The sequence below is a fragment of the Treponema bryantii genome, assembly GCF_036492245.1.
In the GTDB taxonomy this organism is placed as follows: Bacteria; Spirochaetota; Spirochaetia; order Treponematales; family Treponemataceae; genus Treponema_D; species Treponema_D bryantii_C.
This window is the reverse complement of the sequence record NZ_AP025286.1, coordinates 1478100-1502479: the sequence shown is the minus strand read 5'-3', so window position 1 is coordinate 1502479 and position 24380 is coordinate 1478100. Positions and strand designations below refer to the sequence as shown.

Below are 24380 nucleotides of genomic sequence, written 5' to 3'. Positions count from 1 at the left end.
TCCACGCGATTTACAAGTTTCTGAGTATATTTAGAAGTAGTTCGAACAAAACTTATTACAGCCAATAGTAAAACTCCTGCCACAAATAATGAGACAGAAGCTTCAACTATTGAGAAACCTTCTTTATTCCCAGGATCTGATATCCGCATCCTTACCTTCTCCACCTTCCATTCCATCTTTACCCAAAGATGAAATTCCATAAGGAAGCCCATTTTCTCCAGGAATTATATACTGATAATCATTACCCCATGGATCTTTTGGAACAGCTTTTGTAATATAAGGACCATCCCAATTATTATTCGAAAGTGATACAGGTTTTGTAAAGAGAGCTTCAAGTCCTTGTTCTGAAGTTGGATAAGCACCTACATCCATATAGTAAGAATCCAGCGCCAGTGAAAAAGTTTCAATCTGACTTTTTGCAGTAACGACACGAGCCTTCTCAATCTGCTTAATTGCACTAAACCCAACAGCAGCAGTAAGAATGAGAACAATTGCCATTACAATAAGGGTCTCAACAAAAGACCATCCTTCTGAATATTTTTTATATTTCTTTTTCATAATAATTATTATACCAAATAAAAAGAAACAAATATAGTATATAAAAAACTATATTTGTTTCGAATTATTCTCATAAGTTTTTATAAAAGTTAGACATTATCAAAATTTTCTGTTGAAAAACTACGAAGCCTGCTACCTGTTTTTACATTTGGAAAATCACTATGCCGTTCAATATATCTAATACATTCACCAAGTCTTCTAAGTGGTTCAAAGATTTCTTTTATATTCTCTTCAGTTATATCTGGATTAAGATTTAATTTTTGAATTACTAAATCCTCTAATTCATGATAATTAAGAAACAGATCTCTAAATACCGGATGGTTATACGTTCTTACGCCAGAATAACTTCTATTCCTGTTTACAATCATCTCCAAATATTCTTGAGGAAGCAATCTTTCTGGATTATTTAATAATCTTTGATTTCTACGACTTAATTCCAATATTTCCTCTAATACAGAATCAGTTTTATTCTGAGTTTTCTTTGTTTTAGAATTTTCTTTTATTTCTATTTTATCAAGTTCTTCTTTAAATTTTGGCCACCATAAATCAAAAGACTTATCAATCAATGCTTCATCTAGTGGTTTTTCAATATTTGCCTGATTAATTGACTTTATTAATTTTAATACATCATCTTTATCATAAATTGTAGATTGAAATTGTAAAATCGGACCTTTTACTTCTGATCTTTCAATACCAAATAAAAAAGGAGATACTCTTCCGCTTTCAAAACTTTTTCCCAAAGCTCCAGCTTCAAAATTTAACCATGGAGCTTCAAAGTTTTCTTTAGTTACACACAAAATTCCAAATTTAGAATTGTCTAATTCTTTTGAGATATCAGAAGACCATCGAACACCTTTATCAATATCTTCTGAAGAAACATAAGGTTCTACAAATTGAAGAATAGATGTAATCCAATCCCTAATTACTATTGCAACTTTATGACTTAAATCGCCAGACCAACTAATAAATACTTTCATTTTTTTCCTCTTATTTTTTTTTATTTTATTAAGTTTTTTTCTATACCCAATTTTGGTAAAAAATAGTTAATCCCAATCTGGAACATTAGGCCATGGTAATGGAGTTCCTGGACCATCATAAAGATTTTGTACATACTGACCAAAGAAATAACCTTCTGTTCCATCCAAAAGTCGCACTTTTACCCATTCGTCAGTAACACCACCAATAGTTTGTTTTACACCACTTTTTTCCAAAATTCTGAAACCAGTCTTTATTGGATAGGTTCCTAAACTCTCAGTATTTGTTCCAGGTCCTTTTCTTAGACGGATTTTGTCATCATTAAGTATTCCGAAACTTTTTAGATGAATTCTATAAGTAAATAACTCGGAAAAATCACCATCTTTTGCATAACTATAATTATCTGAATAAATTAATTCTGGAGAAGATAAAATATAAAATTCACCATAATTACCCAAACTACATACATCAAAATTATTTAATTCTAAAGTAAAAGATAATTCTTTTTCTCCAATACAATTTATAATTTCAACTTCATTTAAGTCTGTTTTAAAAATATTATGTCCTGATTTTAATTTGCCAAGAAATTTTCCTTTACTATCACCTCTCATAGGTGACCATATCATACCATTTTTTAATATATTTTTATTTATTTTATCGTATTCATATAAACCATTCGATTTTTTTAAGTAAAAAGAAATTTCATCTTCTGAAATTTCTTTTGAAATTGTATTATTTTCAATTAAGAAAAATGAAATTTCTTTATTACCCTCAGATGAATTATTTTCATAGACGATAATATTATCAATAAAATAGGTAATTTTATTGATTTGATTTATTCGTCGAAAAACTTTTGAGAACTCACCTTTATCAATATATTGAATATTTGTTTTTGTTTGATAAATTGCAGAATTATTTAGAATGTAACCATTTTGATTAATTACATTCGAAAAATAATCATCCATATATATTTTATCAACTATTTTTTTATCTTTATAGACATATTGTATAAATAAATCTTGCTCATTTTTATAGTTGGTTGAAATAATTAAATCTCCATTATGCGAAATTATTATCCCAGTTGGAGATTCGCCCTCATAAGCATCAAAATTATAATGTAATGCAAAATCCATTGAAGATATTGGAATTTTTACAAACTTATCTATTTCATTTTCCTTAAAATTATGTGCAAAACTCAAAAATGTTAAAGAAATTATCAAAATACAACTATATATTTTTTTTATCATTTCAATCTCCTTATCGCCCATGATTGACAATTTAAGCTTTGTGCATTTGTTTTTATCTCAAAACCTGGATAAAATTTTGTACCTTTAGGTAAATTATTAAAATGATAATCTCCTAATGAAATCGTTTTAATAACACTTTGTATGCAATTCGTATATTCAGCTTCAATTAGTATTATTTCATCTAACAATTCTTCTATATCGTAAGAAGATAAATCATTTGGAACATATGCCACAATTGCAATATGCTCTCTTTTTCTTTCATCGGAATCTGATAGAGAATCTTTTACAAAGATATCTCCCGGTACAATATTATATATTTTTTTATAAGAAGTATTAATATCTTTTTTTTCAATTATATTAACCGCAACCTCAGGCCATCCTGTATTATAATTATGCTCAACAGAATCACTTGGATAATTTCTTAACAGTGTATCATTACTGTTTTTTGTATTATATTTAGACATAGCTGTTTGAATATCATTTGTTCCTGATGTAGCATATTCTGTCCATCCTTTAGGCAAATCATACCATAAATATGTATTATTACTATAACTAGCACTACGCTGCGCAAAACCAATACAATCAGTTCCTGCTTCAATCGAAGTTTTTAAATCTATAAAATCATTTCTTTGTGCAACGCCTGTTATTGCATGCATATTTTCATCATAACCGTCTAAGTTATTTTTACCATTCGTCAGAATTTTTAATCCCAAAGAAGGAATAAATGCATGTTTATATTTGTCATCGAAAGATATTTCATAATGCCACCAACTATTTTGAGGAGCATGCATAAATGTCCAATTATTATCATTATATTGGCTTTCTATATTTTCTTTTCGATTTCCATTTTGATTATACCATTTATTTAACTGAAGTTGTTGTACAAGCATCTTTTTATTAAAATCAAATGGACTATCCATACTTCCTGCATCACCAGTCTCTTTTTCATGGTTATGCATTGGAAAACTATATGCGACTGTATTTTGAATTATATTATTTTCATCTGGCGTAGCTGTTGTACCGCCTATTGTTCGGATTGGAGTAAAACTTATTAAATCAGTAACTTGACCACCATCCCCCTGAGGCAAAGCAGTTAATCCTGTAAAGATTTCTCCATTAAAGGTTGAAGAATCAAATTTTCTATTCCACTCGTTATATCCCCAATTATTTCCAGCCTCTGTTAAATCCTTTTGACCTAATTTCCACCAATAAGGTGCATTTTGAGCTTCATTAGAATTTGAAGGTGCATTCCATGGATGCGCATTATTCCAATCTAATCCTCCAAGTTCAGGTTCATCATTTTTAATGAGATATAAATTTGCTCTCCATAACATTTTTTTATCATATACTGATATATAATCTTTATCTTGCATTGTTACAGTAAAATCTGTATTTGCATTAGAATTCTTGTTCTTTACATTTTCGATTTTAAATGTCAAAAGTAAATCATCTCCAGGTCTAGCATTTTTTGCATTTTCTGGTCTTATTTGAATAACAGCAGGTTTCCAGTTATCTCCATCTTTATATACTAAAATATTATCATATCCTTTTAGCTGAAATTTAATTTCATCACCACTTACATCATATTTATTACCATTTTTTGTTAGTATAATTTTTTTATCATCTACACCTTCAACATATATTTCAAATTTACAATTACTATTATTGTAAATATTACTATATATAGCATCTGATTTATTATTTTCCCATCCTCGATCAATTGCACCATTTAATGTAACAGTCCATTCATTTCCATTAATATTTACACCTAAATCGTTGTATGCTTTAATAGAAACTTTCTCTAAATTCAGAAATTCTCCTGTATTTGGAATCCAACGATATCTTTCAGGACTTATTTGAGTATTTTCACGAAGCCAGCCTATTTCAACTTTCATTTCTAAATCTTGATCCATCAAAACATTCCAATTTGTATTTGAATTAATATTTTTTTCAGATTTTTTAAGGATTCTTCTGATTTCTGTATAAGGTGGAACATCAAAACCATCTTTAGTTTTCCAAATATTTGAGAGTTGAGTTTTTTCAGCTCCTTTGTCCTCATTCATCCATACTACAGAAATATTTCCTAATAAATCTTTTTGATTATATCCAATTACAGAAGTTGTATTTTTTTCAACAATAATACCATATTTTAGATTTGAATGATTTCTAGATTCTTCCTTAACTTGCTGTTCAAATACAACAATATCACCTAGTTGAACTTGATTAACATCACTAATAATCAATGAATACTTATTAATATCGTCTGGTAAAGCATTTTCTTGTCTGATATTAGAATTAATTAAAATACTAGTAAGAAAACCAATATCATCACATCCACTATTTCTAATTGATGACTTCTTTTCTTTATATTTAGCTAATAATTCTGCAGGAGTATCTTTTCCACTTGTCTTATAAGGCATCGCAATCGTTTTTTTGCTTGTTAAACTTATCTTAGTGTATTCATTTGCAATTCTAGCGATAGTATCACCATCATTTGAATCCACTGTAACAAAATTATTACTATATTCTTTATCATAATCCAAATAATAAACATTTTTATTATTATTTTGTGCAACATCAAGATATTTTCGTAATAGAAGATTATCACTTGTATATAGATTATAAAATCTTTTATATTTATTATTTTTTAGACTTTCATATATAACTTGAGAAAGACGTGTATACTCATCATATTTTTTATTTGACTTTTTATTTTGTTTATTATCCTGTAACCATTTTGCATATTCGGTTAAATATTGGTTTTCATTTCCTTGAAGTGATTTTGATAATTCTGCGATTGATTTGTTGTCCTTAAAACATAAAATTTTTACAGGTTTTGAATCATCTTGTGGATATAATACAAATAAGAATATTCCTTTTTTCTTATTATAAACATATAAATCATTAAAACCTTTGTTTATAGTTCTAACAGGATTATATTTTGAATTTATATTTAATTTACTCTTCATCATTTCTGCATAACCAGAATTACTTATGTAAATATCTCCCTCTTCTGAAATTATTTCAGAGTTTTGATTTTTCACATAATTAAAAAGTGTTTCAATTGCATTTGTTTCATTTGTATCTGCAGAAAACCAACCATTTGAGCCATTTTTATAATCATAAATATAATAATTTCCATCATCTGATATAAAAAACGCTGAATATCCATTAGTTGGAACATAGCCACTAGTTATTCTATGCATTCCATTTTCTGTAGTAAGTTTTATTTGAGTTGTTGTATTTTTCTCATCTGCAAGTTTAATATAGAAAGTCTGTCCTGCACTCTCACTCCCCTGGGCCCACAGGTGTGAGCACAGGAGAGCAGAAATTATAACTGATAATAATTTAATTTTCATGTTTTTCATTTCTGCACTCCTATTTTTAATTATTTTCCTGTTTAGCTGTGATTACCGGCAACGCCAGTACGTTACTTCCAACTTCTACAACAATCTTTTCGCCCTTAGAAGCTTTTCGTTTGTAGACGTTCCAGCCATCTTTATACCAGTGGCCCTGCATACCAAACTTCTTTTCTACTAATGTCCAGCTGCTGTCTACAGCCATTTCAGGACCAGCAAACATGTAAAGGGTAATATTCTTTTTCAGATAGAACTCTACAGTTCTTTTACCCTTTATGTTCATGTCTGATCCAAGATACTGAATGTAGTCACCACCTGTTACATACCATGGAAGTGTATGAAGGTAAGCACGTTCCCAGTACATGTAAGGCCATTGTGTATAATCTGAAGCATCGTTGGCATAAATCTGACTGTCATATGAGAACGGAGTCTTTACCTCATGTTTTTTGCCATTCAATTCAGCAAATGCCATGAAGTTTCCAATTCCATCTTCTCTTTGTACTACAAATGTCTGAGTCATAAGGCCAGACTTTCTTCCGCTCTTATCAAATACCTGCCAGCGGATTGTATGACGTCCAGGTTCGTAAATCAAAAGCTCATTTTCATAAGTCTTCTCATTTCCGTTATCCAGTACATACTTGATGTAATCTATTCCTGAATAACTATCCTGTGCTTCAAGACGGATGATACTTAATCCCTTATCACTTCTTACATTAATTCCAGTTGTCGGATTATACTTATCCAGCTGAATAACTTCAGTACGTTCTTCTTCCTTGTTTCCGGCATTATCTACAGCATACCATGTAAGCTCATAGGTACCTTCTTTTGTAAACTCGAGTGGCTTATCGTAAACATTTCCGTTTACAACAATTCTGTTTACTCCAGAACCGCTGTCATATGCTGTAAAGCGTACCGTTACATCATTTTCATACCAGCCCTTTTCATTCTTTACAGGTGTTATATAGATGCTGCTTTCTGGAATTGTGATATCTGTCTTTATGTAACTTGTTACGATATCACTCTTCATTCCCTTAGAATCAAATGCGTAGGCTTCAATTAAATTGTCACCTTCAACTACAGTAAATGATTCTGTATAAGGTTTGAATTCTCCTCCGTTATGACGGTACCAGATGCTTTCAACATAAGTTTCCTTATCATCAGCCTTGATTGTGGCAACTGGAAGTCCCTTATACCAGTTATCAGTTCCGTCTGCAGGAGTTGAATAAGTAACTGTTACACAAGGAGCGCTTGTATTGCTGCTGCCTTCGTATGAACGAAGGATGTTCTTATCTGCAGCAAACAGTTTTCCGTTACACATTGCAACTGCTGTAATATTACCCTTTACATTCCAGATCTCATTTCCACTATAAACATTGTTTACGCTAAGTTTTGTTGAATCAGCAAGTACAAGTTTTTCATTTGCGAGTGCTGCAATTGAACTTCCGGCATAAACATGCTTTACCTTAAGGTTTTCACGATCATAAAGAACTGTTGCCTTGTTATTAGAAACTGCTATCTCACCTGCTGAAATTGCCAGACTGCAAGATTTCTCATTTCTGATCATACCTTCAATCTTCAATTCAAGTTCTGATGTGTAGCTGTACAATTTATTCTCTGTAAGAATTACAAAGCCGTCACTATCTGCACTTACTTTAAGAATTACTTCTTCAAGTTCAAGTGTCTTATCAGTTCCATATAATCCATATAACTTATTTCCAGTGTATGCATACAGACAGGTATTATTCCATACATAATTTGTATCTGTGAGACTGAATGGAAGTTCTTCTGCAAGAGTTCCGTTTACAGGATCTATTCGCATAGCATTCTCTTCAAGCTGTGCAATCAGTACAGATGAATTATATGTCATGTTACTTACATTTTCACGATTCCACATTAAGAATCCTTTTTCAAGAGTACGTGCTTCAAGAACGTTATTCTTTGTAATTCCATAGAAGTAACGGCTTGTAATGAATCCCTTCTTGTAGAAGATATTTGTTGAATCATAAAGCTGCTTTCCATGTTCGCTGAAGATATACATTCTTCCAGACTCTGTAAGGACAACAACTTTACTTCCATTACTGTAAATATTTGCTACAGACTCCTTCAGTTTTGCATTCCAGTATTCCTGGCTGTTAGAAGGAATGTCACTTACAACACTGTTTGTATTTCCGCCATTCTTTCCATTCATTTCCCAGATTTCATCCTTAACAATAAGGGTCAAATCTTTTTCACAGAATGTTCCATCAACTTTAGAAATCTTTACAGTAAAGCTGAATTCACCGCTTACACTTGGAGTTCCTTCGAGAACACCTGTTGTGCTGTTCAGTCTGATTCCAAGAGGCAGGCTTCCGCTGCTTACTTTCCAAATTACTTGAGCACCTTCAGTTTCTGCTTCAAGTTTATTTTCATATTTAACTCCAAGTACAGCTTCTGCAAGTTTTTCTGTAACAATCTTCATATCACTGAGAACTGTTACCTTTACAGTTTTTGTAATATTAATATTGTTTCCTTCTGCAGTAATTACAATGCTGTATTCTCCAGGTTCAGCATCTTCGTTACATGTAACCTGCATTTCTACATATGCATTTGTTGAAACAACATCTTTAGACAAACTTACTGTCAATGGAGCACCAGCTTCCGGTTCAGCCTTAAGTTTTACATTTGTTGCATAACCGTTTACTGCAATATTTACAGTCTCGCTTTCTCCACCAGACAATGTATATTTATCTTTTGGAATTCGAACTGTGTAACTGTACTCATAAACATTCTTAGTTACAATTTCTGATTTTCCGTTTTCATTTTCTACATATATAGTAACACTGTCGCCTTCTATATCTGCAGGAACTACGAAATCAATCTTCGAATCACTATAAGACTGTACTTCAAGCTCACTGTCATTTAAGTAAAGCTTACCATTATCTCCAAATCCATAACCCATAACAGAAGCATCACAGCCTTTGTTCAGCTTATATGGATTGAATGATGTAATTACCGGCAGAATCTTTTCTGCTGTTACATGTACGGTAAGTTCAAATGTCTTTCCTGAAGATGCCTTAACAACTATCTTATAGTCACCTTCTTCAGCATTCTGTGTATTAACATTGATGCTGCCGTTTTCATTCATCGGAATTACAGGTAATTCAACACTAAGCTGGTCACTGCATTCTTCGATTGAGAAACCTGCATCTTCTTCATATCCGTCAAATGGACTTACACTAATGTTGAAGATTCCTGTCTGTCCTTTATTCAGATACAGTTCTGTTGTATAAAGGTTTACGTCGTATGAAGGAATAATTACTCCAAGCTCATACTCTGCTTCTTCACCTTTATCATTCAATACACGAACCTTATACATTCCCCGTTCAGTCAAAACAGGAAGCTTTAATGTTCTGCAGAACAGATTTTCATCTTCACTCTCTACTGTAATTACTTCTTTATTTCCAAGATAGTATTTTACTCCTGGAACAAAACCTTCACCATAAATTGTGATTTCATTTTCTTTTGTTCCGTCTACAGTTACTGGATATACAGCTGTAATAACTGGACTTGGGTTTTCTACAGTAATCTTTAATGTGAAGCTGTCCTTATTGTCCGGACTGTTATCGTTTGCTACTTCACACTCTACTGTATATTCTCCTTCTGCACATGTGTCTGATGGATTTACATATATCTTAAGGCTGTTTCCATCCTTTGATATCTGTACATTCTTTTCGAATGAAACTTCTACAGGAAGTTCTTCATCAGCAGTCTGCTTATTTTCGCTCTGAACAAGTTCAAGGTATTCTTCTGTAGACATCGCATTATAATCTCTTGATGTCTCTACTTTTGAAGCCCTTACATATGAAACTTCATCTTTCCAGTTCTTGTATGAAACATCAACTGTACATTCTGAAGTTGTACCTTTCTTAGCAGTAAGTTCTATTACCTTATTCCTGATATAAACCTTATTGTTTTCAGAATTATCTTCACCGACTACATAAGTTACATAATCTGTATAATCACTTTCATTACCATATTCATCATATGCACAAAGGCTGTATGAAACATTGCTGCCAGGCTGATAATTTGAAATATAAAGTTCTGAGATGTTTCCAAGATTATCTTCAGATTCTTTTCCGTCTGTAATAGTCTTGAGTTTGTAACCTGCTGTACGGCTGCCGTTTGTATTTGTCCACAGAAGCTTCATTCTGTTTTCTTCGCTTTCTGTTACATATACATTTGCAGGAGCCTTTAATTTCAATCCGCTTCTGTTTACATTGTATTTTCCAGAAGCAATTCCTGCAGGTGAATACATATCATCATTAGTTACAACTCTTGCAGAGATAATATATTCGCCATCTGCAATATTATCTGTTGAAACATAACCTGCAAACTTACCTTCAGAATCTGTCTTCAGGCATCCAAGTTCTACTACAGGAGCATATTCATCTGTACTTGCAAAGATATAAACATCTTTATTCTTTTCTGAAGAGTATCCGCTTACATATATAGAATCTGTAACATTCAATACACCGCTTGAAGGTTCTTCTACAGTAACAGCAGGAATCTTTTCTACGCCGAATACTGCAAGTTCATAAGTTCCTTCTTCCATGTTATCAACACTGATTGTCCATTCTCCACCTTCCGGATAATCAATATTAATAAGTAATCCGCTTTCGATGTACTGTGTATCAATACCTTCATCTCCAGCCTTAAATTTCTTTCCGCTTGGAGAGTAAACTGTGAACTCAGGGTCTCCTTCAAGATATCCGATTACAAATGATGTCTTAACAGGAGCTTCTTCCTGATCTGTTTCAGCACCTCTGAGAAGATTCTGACCGCCTGCTCTTGTTGCATATGAAGGTTTTAACTGAGCTTTTTTACCACCAGGTATTGTAACTTTGTAGATTGTACCACCGGCATCAAGCACTGTATTTGTATACTTTGAACTTGCAATATCAAGATTATTAATTGCTGGTCCGCGGACAGCTCTGTTCATAGACTTAAAGCTGATTCCTTCTGGACGGCAGATATCATAGCTTGATACTCTAAGATCAAGTCCACCAGTTCCAACAAATGCTCCGATTCTTCCCCAGTTGAATCCACAGAACTTAATATCAATATATCCTAAGAATCCACGTTTTCCGTTTGTAAAGTCTCCGAACATTACACCAAAGCCGCCAAGCCAGATATCACATGGTGGAACATCTATTAACCAGCCATCATAAATTTCACCCTTTGGCAAACCAAAACTTGCTTCTCCTGCTCCAGAGAACTTAAGGGTTCCATTCTGATCAAAAATGTAAAGTTCAATTGATCCACGTACAAACTTAATATTTACCTTCATTCCAGTAGCAAAACAGTTATTTGTGATAATAGCTGCTGCTTCTGCTGAAATATTCAAAGTACCAGAAAGGATTGTTGCTTTTCCTTCCAAGATCCATGTAATTTTTTCAATATCAATCCATGCATCGGCAGTAACTCTTGCAAGTTTTCCACCAGCACCATCTTTTACAGTAAGTCCAAGCTGTACACGAGGTCCTCTTTCTCCAAACAGTTTCTGATACTTTTCAGGAACTTCATCTGGATAACCATATCCCAAACCACCTCGAATTCCGCTTAAATACAGACCTGTTGTTCCAAGAGGAATACCAGTAGCTGCTTCGAAACTGAAGTATGCATGCTTAATTCCGATTGGATAGATTTCACTTACTTCAGTAAAGCAGAGGGCTGCTTCAATTTCTCCGACATTAGGAAGGATAATTCCTCCGTGACCTGAAATGAAGTATGTTCCATCCTGCATTCTGAATTCTGCACCGATATTCTTAAAGCCGAATTCTCCAAGCTTAAAGTCTGGTAATGTAAAGCCTGCACCGCCAATACTCAAACCACTCTGTGCTGAAATTGCAATATCATAGATAGATACATTTGCTCCCGAAGCATTAAAGAACTCTGGTAATTCAAGATATGCTCTTGAGAATCCAATCTTGAATTCCTTAAAGTTGATTGTAGGAGCATCAAGTACTAACTTAAAGCCTGCAATTTCAGTCTTAAGTGAAGGAACTTCAAATTCTCCGTTGAAATCACCAGTATTTGGATTAAATGTTGCATTCTTTAAGGCAAATGAAGAGCCTCCCATTGATCCAAAGTTTGCCGGAAGTGTAAGTCTACATTCCTGAAGACTTACCATAAAGTCACCACCTTCTGTAAACTGTCCTACATAAAGCTTCTTTATATTTCCCTTAAATCCAGCAATTGTAACATCTAATGAACCAAGGCCTCCATTGAATGATCGAATCTTTCCATTCCAGAGCATATCAATAGAAGCATCAAAACTTACACCACCGAAATCAACAGATGGGAAATTTAATCCCGCAGATGCTGATACACGGAAACCTTCGTTACTGAAGTACAATTGATGAACTCCAACTGTAACACCACCAAGTATTTCAAATGAGATTCCTTCATTTAAACCTGCATCAAATGCTACAAGTCCCTGTTTTGTAGATACCTGAAGTTTATTAATTGCAAATGAAGATTTCTTTAATCCGTCTGGTACACTGCTGTTCTGTGAGAATGCAAGTAAACCACCTACATCAATAAGGAATTCATCTTTCTGTGTTCCCTTACTGAATACTACACTTCCTCCTGATAACTGAAGCTGACCGAACAGGAGGGCATTTATATTTCTTGCTCCAATATCAAGATCTTCAATTTCACCATACTGGTTGATTACAAATTTTCTGATTGCAATTTCAGTTCCCTTAAGTCCTTCCGGCAGTGTGTCAGGCAAAATTGCACGACCACCAACAGAGAACTGAAGTGCTGTAGAACCATGCTTCTGTACTCCGATAAATACACCGTTTACTTTAAGGCCGTCTGCAATAGAAATATCTCCAAGTCTGAACTCTGCATCAACACTCTTTAATTCTGATGCTGTGAATACAAGACTTGCCTTTGTTGTACTTCCGCCGATACCCTGGATAAACTTTTCTTTTGGCAGCAGCAGTGTTGTTGCTACAGAATACTCAATTTCTTCATTCTTGTATTCTGCTCCAAGATGTACATCTCTTAATTCAATACTTCCGATTGCTGTCTTTGCAAGATTATATTCAGCACCAAATGCCTTTATCTGTCCATCAAGTGCGATTTCAAACTTATTGAGACGTACTTCTGTTCCACCGATTCCTTCTGGAAGTGAATCAGGTAAAATAAGTCCGCCGGAAAGTGTTACGCTTCCTTCATCCTGTTCACCGTTATAGTAGAACGCTACGTAAACATCATTGAGCTGTGTTCCACCTATGTTTGGATCAAAGTTGATTTCCTTAACGTTGCGTGTCCATGAATCATTTACTTTTCTTGAAAGATATGCATCAAGTTCTGTAATACATGGACGACTTGCATCGATTGTAAAGTTTTCTATACGAAGAGCCACTCCACCTTTTCCATTTGCGTCAAGAAGGAATGCCGGTGCCTTATCAGTAAACTCAAGTGCACCAGAAACACTCAGATAAAGGCTGTTGCTTCCATCTTCTTTTCTGACTGCAACAGATCCATCTCTCAACTCTACAACCTCAATACTTGGAGCAATTTTTCCATCAAGACCATTAAGCTGGATGTCAATATTTCCAATATTTCCATCTGACTTGATTTCAAACTGCTTTAATTCTACAGATTTACCCTTAATGAAATCTGGAAGTTGTTCACCACCAAAGTATGCATTTCCTGTAAATCCAAGTGTCATTGCTTTTGTAATGGAAACTGATGTCAGATTAAATGTAATTCCGCTTAATGTTGTACTTAATCTTGTATCAGCTTTTATTGTATCAAAATCAAATTCTCCCTTAACAGGATTGAATGCTACATCTGTTATAGAAATATTATCTATGCAGTATGTTGATGGAAGTATAAGGGATGCTTTTTCCATCATAATCCAAGGAGACTCATTCTTATATGCAACACCGACAGATGTTACTGTAAGTGCAAATGAATCAAGGAATGGGATTGTATACTTTCCTTCAAGTCTTGCATCAAATGATCTTACCTTTCCATCAAGACCGATAGAGAAATCTCTGATTCCCACTGTTCTTCCGGAAAGTATTCCTGGTAATGATTCAGGAAGTCTGATTGTTCCCTTAAAGTCAATCTTATCTTCATCAATAGAAAGCTTTGAAATTGCAAAGGTCATGTTCCACAAACGGAATGGTGATGTTACACAGCCTTTAAGTTCAACCTTTCCCTTATTTGAGATTGAAAGTCCTTTTAATTCAATTGAAAGATTATCAAGTTCAGGGACTTTTATAGCTGCATAGCCGATGCTCAAGCCTTTCTTGGAAAGTGAAACATAATCAAAATTGAAAGTAACCTTTCCAAGTGGAATCTCTGCATGACTGATTACTGTTTCAGATTCATAACTACCATCCGGATGTAAACATACCGAATTATATGCCAGAATTGAATTGTTGAAAGTTTCAGGCAATGCAATATTTACAGTTGCAAAAAGACCTTCTTCTGAGAATCTTGTTTCTGTTATTTTTGAATTACCTGAAATCATTGAAATGTATGTATCCTGTGGAGCAATATTTTCTCCAAGGAGTGTTCCATCCATTGAGAACAGTAAATCACCTACTTCAATTTCTGTTCCATTGAATGTAACTACGTTTGAAACGATTTCTATATAGTTCTTTTTGTACTGTACTCCATGGCCCTTAATGTTCCAGCCCTTGTAAGTATAGTTATAATCGATATCTGCATATTCACTGCTTACCTTCATTGCAGGTGAAAGTGTAAGTGTGACATCACCGGTACTGTAGTTTGTAAATGCTCCAGGTTTTCCGCTTCCCTTCAGATAGAACTGTTCTCCATCAAAACTTGTTTCTTCAATATCCATTTCACAACCGTTTGAAGTTGTAAATGTATATTTATTCTTTGATGTATCAATTCTTAAAGTTCCTTCTGAATCAATATAAAGTTTTGATAACTGTATTGATTCATTTTCACCTGTAACAAGTTTTGGTTTTGAAGATTCTATTTCGTATTTATTATTATTTGCATTCTGTTTTATACTTGCATCAGAAATCTCAAAATAATATTCATTCTTGATTATATAAGAGTCTTCTTCAATAACTTTTCCTGTAGCAAAGCTTCCGTCAGCTTTTACTGTAAATGATTCAAATGCGATTTCGATTTCATAATCTTCATCTTCATTCTGTACGGTTGCCTTACCTGTAAGTCCGCTGTTGGCAAGGGAAAGTTTATCAAATACTACATTCCAGCCGTCGAGAGTATAAACCTCATTCTGAGCAGTTTCACCACCTGAAACAAGGGCATTTGAGTTTAAGGTAACATTTGCAATATTGAGTTTATTATCCTTAAAGCCGTTTGCATTTGTGATTATTCCGTTTTCTACAACAATTTCTTTGCCATTGAATGTTGTTTTCTTTGTCTGAATATCATATCCGTTTATTTGAGTATTATATTCATCTGTTGTAGTAACGCTTACTGTTCCAGAAGCTCTTAACAGAACATGCTTTAAGTTCCATGCTTCACCAGCTCCAAATACAGGAACTTTTAATTCTTTTGCAAATACACCTTCAGAATCAATTTCAAGATCGCTTATATTCTGCTCTGCTGTATATCCTGAATTAAATGAGCTGCTTCCTTTTGCAGTTCCTGCCTTGTATACGCTGTCTTTAACTGATGTATCGATTCCAAGATCTTCGATATTGAATTTTGAACCGTATACTTCAATTTCACCTTCTTTTATAAGAAGCTTGTCTTTTGAATATATTGCTTTTGTTACGCTTACATTATATCCGTAAAGAACGAAACTGTATGAGGAAACATTACAGCCTTTTTCAATATCAAGTCCGTCATTCTTTATTTCAAGATCTGTAACTTCAACTGCACCATATTCTGTTCCAATATTTAAGATTCCGCTTACTACTAGCTTTCCGTCTTTTCCTATTGTAACAATTCCATTCTCAATTACTGTAATTCCATTTTCTGTAACAGTCAGGCTTTCTGCTTCGAAATATTTTCCCTGTGTTACTTCAAGACTCTCATCATCAATTGAGAAGTTTTTGATGTTTAACTTTGATGGAGTATATCCTTCAGGAAGCTCTACTTCTGCTTCATAAATATTGATTGTATTTCCGCTGATTCCGGCTTTCTTTACAATATATGTAACATCATTCAATACAAGTTCAAGATTTGTTCCTTCAATATCTCCATATACAGAATTGAATGAAGAATCTGTATATGTATTTGTAAGAGGAATTTCTTTATCCTGGCTGGCTGTTACAATATTGATATTCTTTGGTTCAAAGAATATGCTGCTATTGCTGTTATTTAATTTGAAAGATTCACCTGCAATTTCTACCTTATTTACGTTCTGAATATCAAAACCGGCTGTCTTTACTGTTACTGGTGTATCCAAAACTTTTGAAATTGCATTGATATATAGGGCATTTGGATATCCTAATTCAATTCTCTCAAAATGAACTGTTTCTGTATCTTTAACTTTATTTTCAACAGGAACTTCAACATTTACATCTGCAAGTGCAATTCCTTTTTCTGCTTCATAAATAAAGTTCTGATTTTCAAATATGAATTGTCCACACTGTGTTTCATATTTTAGAATATCTGTTGAAGAATCAAATTCTGCAGTCGGAATTGAATTATCCTGTGCAATCAATGTACCATTTGCAATGTTCAGTTCATTGATTCTTTCTTTTACTGCATTTCCATTAACTGACTTAATTCCGTAAACCTTGATATTCTCCGGCAGGATTAACTTACCATTTATAAGTTTTACTGAACCTGGTCGTTTTTCCTTTATACCGGTAATAATAATTCCATTTGAAAGCTCTTTATATTCAGATCTGATAACTTCTGGAACAACTGCATTTCCTACTGCAAAACATTTTTCAAGTGCTGCTGTGTTTCCGGCTTTATCATAACCAGTTACACTCAGGAAGTATGCAGTATCATTTCTGAATGTAGAGATAGTATATTCTTGTGGTAATTCATTATTTTCTGTATTTACTACAACTCTGTTGCTCTTTGCATTTTCTTCATCAAGTCTTGTATATTCAATTACAACCTGTTCACATTGAGACTGAGCATCTGTAATCTTTCCCCAAATTATCTTTCTGGCAACAGGATTGTCTTCAACTTCTTCAATATTGATTTCATTCTCAAATACTGGAGCTTCATAATCAAAATTAAATGAACGAACTGCTTCTACACTATTCTTTGCATAATCATATGCTGTTACCTTAACATCAAGTTTACCAGCTTTTAATGCTTTTGCTTTGCATAGATTCTTTACATTAATTACTGCAGAAGTATTCTTTGTATCAGCACTATAAAGTTTTTCTCCTTCTGCTGTAATTTCAATTTCATATTTTTCAATACCTGTTAAATCTCTTGGAATGTTCCAGGCTACATTTGTAACATCATCATTATAGTAATAGGTGCTATCGTAATTTACCTGTGGATTTAACGAAATATATAAACCTGCTGGTGGTGTTGTATCGACTCTGAAGCTATAAATTGTTTCATCACTTTCTAAGTCATTTCCTCCGATACACCATACCTTAAGGAAATAGAACTCATTTTCTTTATTATCTGCAAGTTCCTCAAAGTCCAGGATTTCCATTGACTTTGACTCAATGGTTCCGCTAGTTATCACGCGGGTATTGGTTTCTGAAACGCCTTCTTCAAGAGAATATCTGTAACCTTTAATTCCGGCTCCGGATGTTCTTGTCGGTTTCAGAACAAATGAAGCTGTAGTATTTAGTTCTACATCTTTTATATCGCTTGCAAATTTATGTGTTGTACTTGAAATGATTGCTTTACCAGGCTTTATAGTATCCTTAATGATTGCTTTAATTAATGGAACACTATAATTTCCGGCAACATCTTCAACTTTTACATATACGAAGTTTATTCCATTCTGCAATGCATTCTGAGTATTGTTCAGAACGATTGTATATTCTGTCTGAATATTCCAGTTTTCAGGTTCAACACCTTCTGTTGTTGATACTCCGTAATGAATATTCTTAATTATTTCGCTGTCATCACTGGCTTCAATTTCAACTGTTAATTCATTCTTTCCGATAAAATCATCATCTGTTATTTCATTTGATTCATAAATGAATTTATCTTTTGTAATAGAAGGAATTGTTCTATCAATTGTAAATGGACGCTTTTCTGATTCAGCTGAATTGCCCTGATTATCAAATGCCTTAAGCCATACATTATGATTTCCAGCTTCGAAATTCCATACGTCAAGTTCAATACTTGAATCAACTTTTTCCCTTCTGGTCAGAAGATTATCATCTACATAATACTCTACAGTCTTAACCCCGGATACATTATCAGTTACGCTTATGTTCTTTAATGTAAGCATATCCTTATAGCTATATGCTTCAGGAGTAAATGACATTACAGGAGGAGTTATATCAACAACATCAATTGTATATTCTACTGAGCCGATATTTCCACATTTATCTTCAACAGTGAAATATACTTTTCGTTTCTTTCCGTCTTTTAAGGTTGCGACATTTCCGTTTCCTGATACTCCATCTGAAGACCATTTATACGACTCCAGATTCAATCCACTGTCATCATCCAGTGCAGTTGCAGTAATCTTATTTCCCTTTTGTGTAAAGCTTGTATTAAACACAGGAACTTTTGTATCAATTTTTATTGTTTTCTTTTCTGAAGTTCCGATGTTTCCACAGTCATCTTGTACAGTAAACCATACTTGTGCTTCACCATGTTTATCAAGTGTAAATTCATTTCCATTTCCTGATTTCTCATTTTCATCTTTGTACTGATAATAATACTTCCATGTTTTAGTATTTACATCAGAAGAATAGCCGCCAGCTTTGATTACACCTTTATTTACCCATGTTTCTGGTATAGTAATGAAACCAATTATAGGACCTGTATTATCAATTACAATTGTATATTGATTGCTATATATTTTGTTTCCTGCATTATCAATTGCAAAGAATTTGATTTTATTTTCTCCTTCTTTTTCTAATTTTACAGTTATAGAAGAAGAGTATTCAGAAACTGGTTCAAACTCTTTAGAATCAACGATAAGTTCATATCCAGTTGCACTGATTCCAGAAGTTGCATCTGATGATGTAGCTGAAATAGAAAAACTTTTTGATTTTGAAGGTATAGTACTATTAAGTTTAATAACAGGCATTGTTGCATCAATTTTTATTTTCTTAGGATCAGATTTTCCCTCAATACCTGTATTGCTCTTAACCTTAAAAACTAAGTTATATTCTCCAGTTTGATTTAATTTAAGAGAGACTTTACCATTTGTATTACCTTGTAAGTTAGTAAAGGTTACTCCACCGTCAAGTGAGTATTGCCATGTTCCGTTATCTATTCCACATGAACAGCCACTTGCTGTTAACGAAACTTCGAAACTTGAATACCATTTATTACTATCAAATGTTGAAGGGATAATTGTTGGTGTTGAATTATCAATAACAACATCCACAGTATTAACCTGGGATTCATTTCCTGCTTTATCTACTGCTTTACAATAAACTTTATATGAACCATTTTTATTTAACAGATAATTTGGTCCAGTAGTCCAGTTATTTCCATCTATAGAAAACTTATAAGTCTGTATTCCAGAATTATTATCGCTACTATGTGGAGTAATTGTAATGGAAGCACCTGGCATATTAGCCTTTCCATTTTCATTTGAGATTTCAGGAACATTTGGATCTGTAAGTGTAAGACTAGGAGTTGTAGGAATGATTTTATCAACATATAATTTAATTATATCAGATTTTGCCTCATTACCTGCTTTATCAAACAAATAGATATAAATTTCATGAATTCCCGTACCTAAATCAAAAGTTTGATTGAATTCCTGATTTGAAGATATTCCAATTCTTGCTCCGTTATCAACACTGTATGTCCATTTGGAATAATCATATCCGTAATTATCAGTAGCTGTCGCAGAAACTGTAACAGCGGAATTTGTCCAGTTAGAATTGTATGAATTAACGTTAATTTTAGGTGCATCTTTATCTATTATAAAGTTGATTTTTGGACTACTTCCTATATTACCAGCTTTATCTTTTGCAGTGAAATAAAAATTTGTATATTCTCCTGCTTCATATATATTTTTTACACCATTACATGTATCAGAAATTTCTTTATTATTTAATATGTATGAGTAAGAAATTGTATATGGATTTGCATCGGAAACAGAAGCCTGAATATTTGCTTCATTACAATATTGGGTTGGAGTTTTATTATAAGTTACAACTGGAGGTGTATTATCATATGTTATAGTTTTTGTAACTTCTCTTGTATTTCCTACATAGTCAGATACTGAATATGTAACAACATATGAACCATCACTAATTGTTGTACTTAACTCTGTTGAATTTGTATTTTTATTAATACCAAGTGTAGTAGATACTATCTTCCATGAAGATCCATTAATACCACTACCAGAATCACTGGCATTAAAACTAAATGTTTTATTTGATAAATTATAATACAGAGCAGGTTCTTTTGTTATTGTCGGAGGGGTGTTATCTTGAACAAAACTGTAAGTAAAATTCGATGAACCTTCACCAAATCTTACAATAATCATATCTCCATTTTGTATTTGTGCACTTGCTGAAGAGGATACTGTCTGTTGTCCACCATTTGCTTTATTTAGTGTCGCTGTACAGCCAGATGGAGTTAAAGTAAGGTAACTTCCCTTAAAATATATAGTTCTAGTATACGAATTACCACTGGCACTAATTCGATTAATTTTTAACAATCCTGTACTGGCAACTAAATTAACACTTGCTTTTGTATCTTCATAACCATTGTCATATATACCAATTAAACCAATATTATAAGAAGGAAAAGCTGTATCGTTGAGATTATTTGCAGCTTGAAGAGAATCTTTATAAGCAATCAGACTTGGTCCAGATGATCCGCCACCATCATCATCATCATCAGGAAAAGCAAAGGAATTAGAAATAATTGCAATTGATAGAAATAGACAAATAAGTAACTTTTTAATTTTCATATTAATTTACCCTTGAGATAATATTGATATTCTCACCTTTTTTTATAAATGTATAAAACAATCCATTAATTGAACTACTATTTTGAACTACGTCAAATTCTTCATCATTATTTTCATATAAAGGAATAGACTTTACATCATTAAGTTTGACTACATAATGAAATAATCCATCTTTATAATTTCTATCTATTTTTATATTAAATTTCTTTTCATTAGCTTTAGAAATTTTTGAAAGTTTTGAATTAATATATGGTGTGATATTGTCATATTCTTGTATGAGGTTCCAGGAATTATTCTTGTAAGAATATAATCCAACATCTTTTATAACTAATACCACTGAATTATTAAAATATTTGTTCTTTTCAATATAAATAAATGGAGTGTTTTCATTACTGCACAAAACAGTTTTCTCAAAACTTTGAAGATTTGTATCAGTTATAATTGAATAAATATTTTTATTATCTCTTGCTATAATATTTATTTTATTATCAATTTCAAATACATCGCGAATATTATCTGTATCCAACTCAATAGATAACTCTTTAAGGATTATTTCATCTGTATAAGTAATCTTTTTAAATGTTTGTCCGTCTGAGAAGAAACAAACTGGTTTATCATCAAACAAATAATAGTACTTTTCGCTATCTGTTATTTTAGTAATTCTCACGTTGTTATTCTTTAACACAAAAGCGTATGGATTATTATTTGATTTAAATAATCCATAGAAAGATCCATTATTTTCACTATTTTCATATATTCTTAAACTATCAATTTGATAACCTGAAAAAAGATAATTATCATTAATGAAATCAGACTTAGTATTTATTGTCTTAGATAACAGATTATCATTTACTGATAGATAAAATGTTATTTCATCTAAATCAGAAATAGCAAAATCTTGAAGAACAATATTATCCTGTTTAGCAAAAGGAATTACTTTTGAATAATAACCAGTATAATCGACACCAGTCATAAATATGAAAATATTATCTTCTTCAAATTCAGTTTCAGAAAATATTCCTTTGAAACAAACAATTTCCCGCCCATTTTTTTCTTTTCTAAAAAAAGGAGATGTTGCTTTTATATTTCCTGTTTCGGTAAAAAAATTTCTTTTTCCGCAATCACTTTCATCAAAATGATTTTCAACATACATACTTACTTCAGAATCATCTGTTTTATACAAAACAAAACATTTCCCTTCAGTATTTTGAATTAATACTATATCGGAAATAATTCTTTCCTCCTGGTATTCAGAAGAAAATACATTCCAAATAATTGTAATTAACCCAAGCAATAATAAAATTAATTTCTTTTTCATTTCGCTCCACTTCCTTTTTTATTTATGATTTTATATATAAAACTAAATGTACAAACTAAAACAGAAAGAACTCCAACAGCATCTCCAATCACACCATAGAGAGTCCTCTTAGGATTTCTCATTAGAGGAACATTCACCGTAACAAAATCACTTGTAAACGGCTTTAACATTTCAACGATTTGACCTTTCTGATTAATATAAACAGTTTGTCCTGAAACAGAAGATCTTAAAAAAGGCAACCTATTTTCCACAGCCCTGAATATCTCCATTGCAAGATGCTGATACTGGCAAACAAGACTTTTACTCCATAAATCACTTGAAATAGAAAGAATAAAACTTGGATGTTTTTTCATAAAATGCCGAACATCATATCCAAATGATTCTTCAAAACATATTGGGGTACAAAATGAAATATCTTGTAACGGAAATGTGACTATCTCTTTTCCAGATGATAAACAGCTTGAAATCTTTAAGAATTTCTTATTATAAAAATTTACAAAAGGCATCTTTTCTATAATTGGAACAAGATGCCTTTTTTTATAAACATCTATTTTTGCGGGAATAGTTTTTGTTTTATTATCTAAATAACAAGATATATTATAAGCTTTATAAGTAAAAATATCATTTCGTATTGAATCGTATTCTAAACTTGAAGAACCAAAAACAAAAGGTATATTTATATCATAGAAAAAATTTAAATAATCAATAACATCTTGATGCATAGTTGAAGGTATAGAATCCTCAGGATTCAATAAAATTCTTGGTCGAACAGCACCTTCCGGCAAAACCATTAAATCAATATTCTCATTTTTTTGTAAAGCATCAGAAATCAGTTTCTTATAAAAATCTAAAATCCCATTATTTTTATCTTTGTAATAAACAGAAGTATTTATATTATTTTGAATAAGACAAATTGTTTTTTCTGTATCAGTTTTTATTGTGCTATTTAATTGAACTGAACCATATACAATTAATGAAATTATAATAGTGCTATATCCAATTATACTTAATTTATGTTTTTTAATAAAAGCAATCTTTTTATCTCGATATTTTAATAAAGAAAAAATGAAGCAAGAAGGAAATACAATTACAAAATTTAATCCATGAACACCAAATAAAGCTACACTCTGTAATAACACAGGATTCTTCCACTGGCTATAACCAATAACGCCGTAATTTACACCAAGAAATCCCAAAGTCCTTAAATATTCAAAACTACACCAGATTAAACACTGAATAATAAAACTATAATTCTTAAAAAGATCAAAAGATTTTTTTAAGAATAAAAATACAATACCATATAAAATGCCTTCGTATAAAGCAACAAGTAATAATGCAACTGTTTTATAATTCAGCAGCCATAAAGCATACAATACACAAACTGCAATTCCATAAATAAAACCACAAATAAAACTTACTATTGTCGAATATCTAGATGTTATAAACAATATTGGAATTAGCATTAACCATGCAAAAACACTAATTCCATTTAATATAAATGGATTGGGTTGAGAAAGTATAAATAAAAACACAGATGCCAGAAGACTTATTGAAATAATTAAAACTTCTGAAATCAATTTACAGTTTATAAATTTACTTTTAAGCATATTATTTATAATATTTTTATATATACAATTAGAGTTAGAAGTCAATAAAAAAAACTAATATAAAACACACATTTATGACAAATGTCACATTTTTTTTAAATTTTTATGACATTTATTACATATAAATTATTCCAGTCATCTAATTAAATAACCACGGTTATTTAGCTAAAAAAAAATGTTATAAAAAAATGACTTCTGTTACAAATTATTTGTAACAGAAGTCTTAAATAATATTTTTAAATTATTCACTAGAATAAAAAGAAA

Annotated in this window: 7 protein-coding genes; all 7 read right to left on the bottom strand. The window is 32.1% G+C overall.

What is annotated here, in order from left to right; all coding sequences use genetic code 11:
* Nucleotides 1-123: 123 nt before the first annotated feature.
* Entirely contained in the window at nucleotides 124-558 is a 435-nt protein-coding gene (gene gspG, locus AABJ44_RS06645; RefSeq protein WP_074645650.1) for a type II secretion system major pseudopilin GspG, read from the bottom strand.
* Between the two features lie 89 nt (nucleotides 559-647).
* Nucleotides 648-1535, bottom strand: coding sequence for a toll/interleukin-1 receptor domain-containing protein (locus tag AABJ44_RS06640; RefSeq protein WP_074645648.1), 888 nt, complete (start codon nucleotides 1533-1535; stop codon nucleotides 648-650).
* A gap of 66 nt (nucleotides 1536-1601) precedes the next feature.
* Entirely contained in the window at nucleotides 1602-2780 is a 1179-nt protein-coding gene (locus AABJ44_RS06635; RefSeq protein WP_338371101.1) for an SH3 domain-containing protein, read from the bottom strand.
* Nucleotides 2777-6148, bottom strand: a complete 3372-nt coding sequence (locus AABJ44_RS06630) for a hypothetical protein (RefSeq protein ID WP_338371100.1) — start codon at nucleotides 6146-6148, stop codon at nucleotides 2777-2779. The genes AABJ44_RS06635 and AABJ44_RS06630 overlap by 4 nt, the downstream gene beginning before the upstream one ends.
* Before the next feature lie 16 nt (nucleotides 6149-6164).
* Nucleotides 6165-21191 carry an OmpL47-type beta-barrel domain-containing protein gene (locus tag AABJ44_RS06625; protein WP_338371099.1) on the bottom strand — a complete coding sequence of 5009 codons (15027 nt, stop codon included), beginning with the start codon at nucleotides 21189-21191 and terminating at the stop codon, nucleotides 6165-6167.
* 1 nt (nucleotide 21192) lies between these two features.
* Entirely contained in the window at nucleotides 21193-22509 is a 1317-nt protein-coding gene (locus AABJ44_RS06620) for a hypothetical protein (protein ID WP_338371098.1), read from the bottom strand.
* Nucleotides 22506-24086, bottom strand: a complete 1581-nt coding sequence (gene lnt / locus AABJ44_RS06615) for an apolipoprotein N-acyltransferase (protein WP_338371097.1) — start codon at nucleotides 24084-24086, stop codon at nucleotides 22506-22508. Before lnt ends, AABJ44_RS06620 begins: the two co-directional genes overlap by 4 nt.
* Nucleotides 24087-24380 lie beyond the last annotated feature (294 nt).